Origin of the sequence: Granulicella rosea (assembly GCF_900188085.1) — a bacterium.
GTDB lineage: Bacteria > Acidobacteriota > Terriglobia > Terriglobales > Acidobacteriaceae > Edaphobacter > Edaphobacter rosea.
The window spans coordinates 83,557-90,184 of the sequence record NZ_FZOU01000012.1; the positions used below are offsets into that span (position 1 = coordinate 83,557).

Below are 6,628 nucleotides of genomic sequence, written 5' to 3' on the forward strand. Positions count from 1 at the left end.
ACGTTTCCGGCAACCCTTAGGACTCAGGAAGTTTTTTCTGCCGTTGGCGATAACCCGGTTTTCGCAGGCCGCCGAAGACCGCCTCGACCATCGCGGTCGACTCTTCCGCGCTCAACGAGCCGTGCCCGGCGAGCAGGCGGAAGATCATCGGACCGTAGATCAGGTCCAGCACGATCTCGCCGTCGATCTCCCTGCGAATCTCGCCGCGATCCACGCCGCGGCGCCACATGATGCGCGTCGCATCCCGCCGCGCATAGAGAAAACGCTCGCGAAACAGCGCCAGGAAACCCGGATCGCTCTGGCCTTCGGCGATGAACTGGCCGAAGAGCCGGCCCAGCGGCGAGGCGTAAAACGCCATCACGGCCTTCAGTTGCTGGGAAAAATCGGCCTCGGCCGAGCCCGTATCCGGGGTGAAGACCCGCTCGCTCATGCCGGCCAGGTAGGCGTCGAGCGCCACCTGACTCTTGTTTGGCCACCATTTATAGATCGTGGCCTTGCTGACGCCGGCGCGTTCGGCGATGGCGTCCGCCGTGACCTTGCGCAGCGGTTTGCGCTCGAGCAGTTGCAGGGCGGAGCGCAGAATCCGGGCCTTGCACTCCAGGCTACGCTGGCGTCCGCGCGGCCTCGGCTCTTCGACCGGCGGCGCCGCCTGGAGATTCGACATGGGTTCCGCTCCTTGGTGTCGATGCTGCCGCTCGCGCGGCGCCTCGTCGGTTCGTTCCAATCAGGATCATTCTAAACTGAACGTACCGTTCAACAAACGTTAATCTGAAAACCGCCGATTCCGAAGCCCGTCGCCGCATGGACTTTGTCTCCATTTGCGATGGGCCTAAAGTCGTGACCGCTCCGGCCGATAGGTGTTTTGAGCGGCTCTGCGCAGCCGTGTTTGTGGGGACCGTTCCAATAGTTTTGTCCGTTGGTCGAAGTTGGCTTCGCCTCCGGGACTTCCGATTCGCACGCTTCGGCTCCCTCGCGAAGAGTTCTCGTGTGTCCGGTTCCGGTTGCGCTGGGGAGATTCGCGTGATTCGTCGTTCCGTTCCGAACCTTTTCGCTCTTGTGTGCCTTTTTGTCGCGGCCGCTGCCGCAAGCGCCACCGACCTGACCTTGACCGGTGACACCCACGTCAACTCTTCGCGCACCACCACGAACTACGGCGGCGTATCGAACGTGGCCGTCGGCCCGTCGATCGTCGGGACCAATACGGGCCTGCTGCAGTTCGACACAACCGTGCTGCCCGCCGGCACGACGTCCTCGCAGATCGCGCGGGCGACGCTGCGGCTCTATCTCAACCGCGTCGCGATCGGCGGAACCGTCACCGTCTCTCCGGTGACCTCGGCCTGGAGCGAGGCCACGGCGACCTATGCGACGATCCCGAGCCTCGCCGGCGCCGCGGCCAGCTTTCCGGCGACCGTCGCGGGCGCGTACGTCACGGTCGACATCACCTCGCTGGTCCAGGGTTGGGTCGCGACGCCGGCGTCGAACTTCGGCCTCGCGCTGACCGCGGGCACGGCCAGCGTCACCTTCGACTCCAAGGAGAACGACGAGACGGCCCACGCGCCGCATATCGACGTGACCATCACCTCGCAGGGCGCGACCGGGGCGACGGGAGCCACCGGCGCGCAGGGGATCCAGGGTATTCCGGGCGTGCAAGGCGCGACCGGCGCGGTTGGAGCGACCGGCGCCACGGGTGCGCAGGGAATCCAGGGCGTTCAAGGCGTTACGGGCGCCACCGGCGCTGTCGGCGCACAGGGCGTCACCGGAGCTGTCGGCGCCACGGGTCTTACGGGCAGCACAGGCGCGACCGGCGCTGTCGGCGCGACCGGTGCGGTTGGCGCCACGGGCGCGACCGGCGCACAGGGCGTGACTGGAGCTACTGGGGCTACCGGCGCAACGGGTTTACAGGGCGCCACGGGTGCTACCGGGGCGCAGGGCGTCACCGGCGCGGTTGGGGCCACGGGCCTTACCGGCAGCACGGGCGCGACCGGTGTAACCGGAGCAGTTGGAGCCACGGGGGCTACTGGCGCTACAGGCGTGACCGGCGCACAAGGCGTGACCGGAGCGACCGGCGCCACGGGCTCTACCGGAGCCACCGGCGCCACGGGGAGCACGGGCGCGACCGGCGCCACTGGAGTCACGGGTTCAACGGGTTCCACCGGCGCGACCGGCGCGGTTGGAGCGGTTGGAGCGACCGGCGCCACGGGCGTGATCGGTTCGGTCAGCGTGACCAACGGCAACGCCACGGGCTCGGCCTCGGTTAGCGGCTCGACGCTCACCGTCAACTTTCCGGGCGCCGCGGGCGGCAGCGGCACGGTCGTTCTCACCCAGGCGAGCGGGTCGACCATCGCCACCACCTCGAACGCTCTCGTCCTGGTGCCGGCGAGCAGCACGGTCACCCTGCCTCGAGCCAACACGGCAGGGCAGCGGATCACGGTCTTTCTCAATCCTCCGAACGGCGGCGTCGATCCCAACGCCATCACCATCCTGCGGCAGAGTACGGACACCATCAGCAACGCCACCGACGGCGGGGTCTCTCCGTTCTCGCCGGGCGCGACATCGCTTTCCACCTATGGCGTCGTCGAGTTCATCTCCGATGGATTGGGAACGTGGTACGCCACGTTTGCGAACTAGAACCCCCACCACGGCAGGACCGGGCGTCAAGGGTTCGGATGGTAGAAGCAGCGAAGGAGCGAGCATGAAGACGAAGTCTTTGAGGCGGTCGGCGGGTACGATCTCCACCCTGTTGGCGGCGCACCTGCTGGCGCCGGCCCTGCAAGCGCAGGCAAACCCGAGGCCAGCGGTGGAGCTGACTCAGAACGGCTGCGCGCAGGTGGGCGAGGGAGATACGATCTCGTTCGACTGGAATCCCGGCTTCGATCACGCCGGCGGTGTCACCGGCATGCGGAGGGTCTTCCTGCTCTTTGCCCCGCGCGGGGAAGAAGCGCAGGCGGAACCGGGGCGCGGCGGCATTCTGCTGTCCGCCACCCGGTCCGCCGAGCGTACCGGCTTGCACGGCTCTTTGCACGGTTCCACCATCGCCGCGCAGCCCAATGGCTTCTATCGCGTCACCTTCCGGCCATCCCTTCACGGCGCCGAACCCGGAGAGTATCGCCTGGTGGACGCACGCGTGGATGCTCGAGTCGACACACGCTATCGAGGCGCCCGCCCGGAGATGACGAACAATCCGGTTCGTTCTGCGTACTGCCTGCGGATTCTGCCTGCCGATACTGTCCGCGGTCCAGTCACTCCTTCAGCCAGCAACCTTCAGCCAGCATTCAGGAGTGCGCAGTGAACACTCGGTTCCTCACGCGGTCGAATCACAGCCGCCGCCTTCTGCTGGCCCGCGTCGTCGTGGCGCTTGCCGTTGCGGCCGCCGCGCTCCGCGGCACGGGCGCGCATGCGCAGCTTGCGCCGCCGAACGGCGTGGAGGCGACCTCCGTGCCGCTGGCCGCGCCGGCCGGTCTGGCCTACGACGCGGCGGGCAATCTCTATATCGCGTCCGTGGACCAGCACGTCGTCCGCAAGGTCGACCTGAAGGGCATTATCACCACCGTCGCCGGAACAGGCGAGCAGGGCTTCGCGGGCGATGGCGGCGCCGCGACCTCCGCCGTGCTGGACTCGCCCGCCGGGGTCGCGGTCGATGGCTCTGGCAATCTCTTCATCGCCGACACGCGCAACCAGCGCATCCGCGAGGTCGTCGCGGCCACGGGCGTCATCGCCACCATCGCCGGAACCGGCGTGCGCGGCTTCTCGGGCGACGGCGGCGCCGCGATCTCCGCTGCCTTCGCCGGGCCGCAGGCGCTGGCCTTCGACGCCGCCGGCAACCTCTACATCGCCGATACCGACAACCACCGCATCCGCCGGATCACCGGCACGACCATCACCACCGTCGCGGGCGATGGGGAACAGACCTTCTCGGGCGATGGCGGCGCCGCGACCTCCGCCGGACTCGACTCGCCCGGCGGCCTCGCGCTCGATGCAGGCGCCAACCTCTACATCGGCGACACGCACAACCAGCGCGTCCGCGTGGTCAGCGCGGCGACCGGCATCATCGCCACCTTCGCGGGCACGGGCAGCAAGAGCTTCTCGGGCGATGCAGGCGCCGCAACCGCCGCGGCCCTGGCGCGTCCGCGCGGTCTTGCGTTCGACGCCGCCGGCAAGCTCTACATCGCCGACTCCGACAACCACCGCATCCGCGCCGTCGGCGCCGGCGCCATCTCCACCTTCGCGGGCGACGGCGAACAGGGCTTCTCGGGCGATACCGGCGTCTCGTCGAACGCGGCGCTCGACACCCCACGCGCCGCCGCGACCTTCGGCGCCGGAACCACCCAGTCCGACGCCTTCACCGACGCGCACAACTCCCGCGCGCGCGCCGTCTCGTCGAACGGCGTCATCGAAACCGTCGCGGGCCTGGGCGCGACCGTTGCGCCAACGCTCGTGCTCTCCGGCGCGAACACCGTCGTCTACGGCACGGGCACGCTCACCGCGACCTTCTCGAACCAGGGCAGGACCGGCTCCGGAACCGTGACGCTGCTTGAAGGCACGGCCACGCGCGCTTCGGCTACGCTCTCGGGCAACGTCGCCACCCTCACCCTCCCCACACTGCCGGCCGGCGTACACAGCTTCGCCGCCAGCTTCCCGGGCGACAGCGCAGACCCCGCGACGGCCTCGGGCGTCTTCGTCGTCACCATCACGCCGGCGCCGCTGCTCGCGACCGCCAACGCCGTCTCCGTCGCCTACGGCCTGCCCATCCCCGCGCTCTCCGGCACGCTCGGCGGCGGCGTACTTTCATCGGACGCGGGCAACGTGACGCCGGTCTTCGCCACCACGGCCACCCAGGGCTCGGACGCAGGCGCCTACCCGATCACCGTGACGCTCACCGGCTCGGCGGCCGGGAACTACACCGTCGCGACCTCCGGCACGTCGGGCTCGTTGACGATCGCCGCCGCGGCCACGACGACCGTACTCGCCATCGACGCCAACCCCGCCTACCTCGGCGTGCCCGTTCACCTGACCGCAACCGTCTCCGCCGCGACCGCCGGGACGTCCGGCACACCCTCCGGCGCGGTCAACTTCTTCAACGGTTCGCAGCAGATCGGCTTCAACGTGCCGCTGGCGAACGGAGTCGCCACGCTCACCGTCTCGCCCGCCGTCGGCACGCAGCCGCTGAGCGCCGTCTACGCGCCCTCCACGTCGCCGCAGGACTGGAGCGCCAGCACGTCGAACACGATCTCCGCATCGATCCTGCCCGATCCGGACTTCCAGCTCTCGACCACGCCGTCTTACCAGACCGTCGTGCCGGGCCAGTCGGTCGGCTACGCCATCAACGTCCTGCCCTTGTCCGGTTCGTTCACCGGAGCCGTCGGCTTCACGGTCGCGGGTCTGCCCGCGGGCGCGACGGCGACCTTTACCCCGGCCAGCGTCACGCCCGGCGCCAGCTCGTCCAGCACGCTGATGACGATCAGGACCGCACCCGTGACCGGTCTGCTGCGGCTCAACCCGGCCGCCGGCGCCGCGCTTGCGGTCGGCCTGCTGCTCTGGCCGCTGGCTCGCCGGCGCCGCTACATCGCTCGCCTGACCGCGGCGCTCCTGCTCTGCTGCGGCAGTCTCGGCGCCCTGGCGCTGCTCAGCGGCTGCGGATCGTCGAACGGCTTCTTCAACCAGCCGCCGAACAACTACACCCTGACGATCACAGCGACCGGCGTGAACGTCTCGGGCACACCCATCGTCCACACGACCACCGTCACCCTGAACCTCCAGTAAGAATCGGGAGCAGCCTTGCATCTACCTCGTCCAGCCCTTCTCCTCGCCACGCTCGCGGTCGCCGTGACGGCCTCCGCGCAGCGCCAACCGAAGCTCGACCTGTCGCTCGGCTACGTCGCCGAGCATGCCAACCCGGTCGGCCAGGGCGGGAACTTCTGGACGCAGGGAGGCTTCGTCGAAATCGGCGCCGACGCGTGGCGCGGGCTCGGACTCGCGGCAAACGTCACCGGAACGCACACGAACAGCTTCGGTCCCAACGCCGTCCCGCTGACGCTGGTGACCGCAACCTTCGGCCCGCGCTACCGGTATGCCTGGCCTGCCCAACGCCACCCCCTCTCCGTCTTCGGCGAAGCGCTCGTGGGCGAGGCGCACGGCATCGGCAGCCTCTTTCCCGCGACGCAGGGCGTGAACGCGAACGCCGTGTCGCTGGCCCTTCAGCTTGGCGGCGGCGTGGACCTCGGCCTCTCCCGCCACCTCGCGGTGCGCGCCGTGCAGGCTGGCTGGGTCCGCACCCAGCTTCCCAACTCGACCACCAATGTCCAGAACGACCTGCGGATCGGCGCGGGGCTGGCCGTCAAGTTTTAGCAACCGGACGGCAGGCCCCGGCTCGATCGTTCAGGCATTGCGTTACGCCTCCAAAACGCCTAATGTTCAAACTGTCTGGTCCACGTCGCACCGGCCCTCCGGCGGCGGCGCGCGCCACTGAAAGGATGTTCATGTCCGCGTCTGTATCGCCTGCAGCTCTTGATGCCCTCCGCCAACGCCCGCTCCCCACGACGAACAAGCACCTGATCCGGTGGGTGGAGAAGATGTCGGACCTGTGCCAGCCTGAGCGGATTCACTGGATCGACGGTTCGGCGGCGGAGAA

Annotated in this window: 5 protein-coding genes; 4 read left to right on the plus strand and 1 reads right to left on the minus strand. The window is 69.0% G+C overall.

Going from position 1 to position 6,628, the window contains the following annotated elements; translation table 11 throughout:
• Positions 1-16: 16 nt before the first annotated feature.
• Entirely contained in the window at positions 17-664 is a 648-nt protein-coding gene (locus CHB87_RS20525; RefSeq protein ID WP_089410325.1) for a TetR/AcrR family transcriptional regulator, read from the minus strand.
• Between the two features lie 356 nt (positions 665-1,020).
• Here CHB87_RS20525 and CHB87_RS22800 point away from each other — a divergent pair, with 356 nt between their 5' ends.
• The 4 genes from CHB87_RS22800 (at position 1,021) to CHB87_RS20545 (ending at position 6,345) form a co-directional block, all read left to right on the plus strand.
• A complete protein-coding gene (locus tag CHB87_RS22800) occupies positions 1,021-2,628 on the plus strand; it encodes a DNRLRE domain-containing protein (protein ID WP_217897084.1) in 1,608 nt (535 codons plus the stop codon).
• 64 nt (positions 2,629-2,692) lie between these two features.
• Positions 2,693-3,289: a hypothetical protein gene (locus CHB87_RS20535; RefSeq protein ID WP_142988459.1), complete on the plus strand. Its 597-nt coding sequence runs from the start codon at positions 2,693-2,695 to the stop codon at positions 3,287-3,289.
• Positions 3,286-5,760 carry an Ig-like domain repeat protein gene (locus tag CHB87_RS20540; protein ID WP_089410328.1) on the plus strand — a complete coding sequence of 825 codons (2,475 nt, stop codon included), beginning with the start codon at positions 3,286-3,288 and terminating at the stop codon, positions 5,758-5,760. Before CHB87_RS20535 ends, CHB87_RS20540 begins: the two co-directional genes overlap by 4 nt.
• Positions 5,761-5,775: 15 nt before the next feature.
• Positions 5,776-6,345, plus strand: coding sequence for a hypothetical protein (locus tag CHB87_RS20545; protein WP_089410329.1), 570 nt, complete (start codon positions 5,776-5,778; stop codon positions 6,343-6,345).
• The last annotated feature ends 283 nt before the right edge of the window (positions 6,346-6,628 follow it).